A 3,451-nucleotide genomic window follows, 5' to 3' on the forward strand; every position below is an offset into this window, starting at 1 on the left:
TTTGGACTTCTTTTTTTATCTTTTTTTTGAGCGCTTATCCCGAACTGGGGTTAGTTATGATTTATCTTACACTTAAGGGCTCAGGTTTGCTTATCATTTCGGTTATAGTTTGATAAAAAAGGTTGCCAAAATAGGCTCTTAAAGCAAAAAACCACCAATACACGTACGCATATTGATGGTCAAAAAATACAAAGACGTTATAAAATGAGGGGCGCTATCGGCTTATTTTTTTCTAGTGGGGCCTAGTAGCATACCCATCTGTCGACCTTCCATCTTTGGCGGCTGCTCGACATTAGAGATCTCAGCGGTATCTTCGATGATGCGCTCAAGCTGTGCACGTCCAAGCTCTTGGTGTGCCATCTCACGACCACGGAAGCGAATGCTGACTTTAACTTTATCCTGATCTTCCAAGAAGCTGACGATTTTACGCAGTTTGACCTGATAATCGGCTTCGTCAGTACTCGGACGCAGTTTCATCTCTTTTAATTGAGTCTGCTTTTGGTTCTTCTTCGCCTCTTTTGCCTTTTGCTTTTGATCATAGAGGTAGTGCTTGTAATCCATGATCTTACACACGGGCGGTTTGGCATCTGGAACCAATTCGACTAAGTCTAAATTATCTTCACGTGCCGCATTTAGGGCAGTTTCGATATCAACGACACCCATCTGCTCGCCATCTTCTTTGACTAGACGGACTTCTTTGACGTTAATATCTTCATTAATATTTAAACGGTTGGACTGTTTAATAGGTATTACTCCTCATCTGTTTTTGGGGTCTGTCGGCCTTTTTTGCTGACAGCGGTCTGTACTAATGCTATAAAATCATCAACACTCATCACGCCGAGGTTCTCACCTTCACGTGTTCGGACATTGACACTGCCCGATTCAACTTCTTTATCCCCTAATACTAGCATATAGGGAATACGTTCTAATGTTTTCTCTCGTATCTTAAAACCAATCTTTTCGTTACGCAAGTCACTGACAGCACGAATACCTGCGTTTTTGAGCTCTTTTACCACATTTTCGCAAGCATCTGCTTGTTTATCGGTGATATTCATCACAGCTACTTGCTGCGGGGCAAGCCATACCGGCATCCAACCGGCGTAGTTTTCGATCAAAATACCGATAAAGCGCTCAAAGGAGCCAAGAATGGCACGGTGTAGCATAATAGGGGTTTCGCGCTCGTTTTGCTCATTGACAAATTCTGCATCAAGGCGCTCTGGCATATTCGGATCGACCTGAATGGTACCGCATTGCCAAACGCGACCTAAACTGTCTTTGAGACTAAACTCAATCTTAGGGCCATAAAACGCACCTTCACCCGGTAGATATTCCCAATCGAGACCTGAACTATCAAGCGCATCTGCCAGTGCCTTTTCGGCAAAGTCCCAAGACTCGTCACTACCAACACGCTTCTCCGGACGGGTGGAGAGCTTCATAATGATATTATCAAAGCCAAAGTCTTCATATACTGCCAAAGTTAGCTTAATAAACTCTGCCACTTCCTCTTGGATTTGTGCTTGTGTACAGAAAATATGCGCATCATCTTGAGTGAAGCCGCGTACTCGCATCAAACCGTGCAAGGAGCCTGATGGCTCATTACGGTGGCAAGAGCCAAACTCTGCCATACGCAGTGGCAGCTCACGATAAGACTTTAATCCTTGATTGAATACTTGCACGTGGCAAGGGCAGTTCATAGGTTTAACCGCATAATCACGGTTTTCGCTCGAAGTGGTGAACATATTGGTGGCATAGTTACCCCAATGTCCCGAACGCTCCCACAAGCTACGATCAACGATTTGCGGGGTTTTAATCTCTTCATAGCCATTATCGTACTGTACCTTGCGCATATACTGCTCAAGGACTTGATAAATGGTCCAGCCATTAGCATGCCAAAACACCATACCCGGCGCTTGCTCTTGCATATGAAACAAATCAAGCGCTTTACCGATCTTGCGATGATCGCGCTTTTCTGCCTCTTCGATACGCTGGATATAAGCTTTTAAATCTTTTTTATCTGCCCACGCTGTACCATAGATACGCTGCAGTTGCTCGTTCTTGGCATCACCGCGCCAATACGCACCAGACATTTTAGTGAGTTTAAACACTTTCAAAAACCGTGTGTTTGGCACATGCGGCCCACGGCACATATCGACGTACTCTTGATGATGGTACAGACCAAAAGCCTCTTCGCCCGGCATATCGTTGATTAATTTAAGCTTATAGTCCTCACCGCGCTCTTCAAATATCTTGATCACTTCATCGCGTGGGGTTATCTTCTTTATGACGTCGTAGTCCTGCTTTATCAACTGCATCATGCGTTTTTCTATCGCTTCCATATGCTCAGGCGTGAAAGGCGTCTCGCTATAGATGTCATAATAAAAGCCATCTTCGATCACAGGGCCAATAACCATCTTCACATCAGGGTAGAGCTGCTTGACCGCATGACCGAGCAGATGCGCGCAGGAGTGACGAATAATATCGACACCATCAGCATCTCTTGGGGTAACGATTTCAACCGCTGCGTCTTGGGTAATAGGGTCGGAGGCATCTACCAGATGACCATCTACGCGTCCAGCAACGGTCGCCTTGGCAAGTCCTGCGCCAATACTTTGCGCCACTTCCATAACCGTGGTGTTGCCTTCAAACTCTTTTACGCTACCATCGGGTAAAGTAATCGCTACCATAATCTATTCACCTTTTTGGGTCCTTTAGCAGTGATGATTGCAACCATCAATCATATGACCGTCAGACCGCATTAATTGTATTCACAAGTTGTGAGATATCGTTGTTGTCTATTGGATAGGCACTACTCAATACGCTTATTATTTAGCTTCCTATATAGGTATAACCATTATAAAGCTCAATAGTAAGAAGCCATTTATCAATAAGTGTTGCAAACTAGACTTTAAATAAGGTTAAAGGCTAAAGTAAGCGTGCCATGCCATAAAGCGCTTACTATAGCAAAAACCAGCTATAAACACTAGATAGTAAGGGGTAGCGCACTAAGTTGTGCTTTATAACTATAGATTAAAACCAGCCATCTATAACCGGTAATATATAAGGTTGAGAGTCAATTACTTATCTATATAGGAATGACATAACAAAGTCTTCATAACCTTAGCTTTAACTATCAGGGCAAATAACACCGATGGCAGCCAATCGCGCAAACAACAGTACTAATAAAAAAGATTAAGAGTACAAAATAAGAATTTTCACTTTAAGTTATTGATAATTATACATATACCTATAACAGTTCGAATCAAACCAAAATAAACCCAAATTTAAGCTTGACGGACAGAGCAAAGCGCGTATAATGCCACCCAGTCGAAAGGGAAGGCGGATCAGAAAGTGGTTTACCACTGACTAACACATTAATAGCGCAGCTATTAAGTAATGATCTAGCCTACTAAATTAATTTAAAATAAAATAATTTATCTCTTGACAACTTATT

At 42.9% G+C, this 3,451-nt stretch carries 2 protein-coding genes; both read right to left on the reverse strand.

Features of this window, described 5'->3' with window-relative positions; all coding sequences use genetic code 11:
* Positions 1–222 precede the first annotated feature (222 nt).
* Positions 223–750 carry a translation initiation factor IF-3 gene (gene infC, locus I3248_RS12035; protein ID WP_298737368.1) on the reverse strand — a complete coding sequence of 176 codons (528 nt, stop codon included), beginning with the start codon at positions 748–750 and terminating at the stop codon, positions 223–225.
* Complete coding sequence (thrS, locus tag I3248_RS12040) at positions 750–2,684, reverse strand: threonine--tRNA ligase (RefSeq protein WP_025645242.1); 1,935 nt, start codon at positions 2,682–2,684, stop codon at positions 750–752. Before thrS ends, infC begins: the two co-directional genes overlap by 1 nt.
* Positions 2,685–3,451: the final 767 nt, after the last annotated feature.

Source organism: Psychrobacter sp. Ps3 (genome assembly GCF_022129275.1).
In the GTDB taxonomy this organism is placed as follows: domain Bacteria; phylum Pseudomonadota; class Gammaproteobacteria; order Pseudomonadales; family Moraxellaceae; genus Psychrobacter; species Psychrobacter submarinus.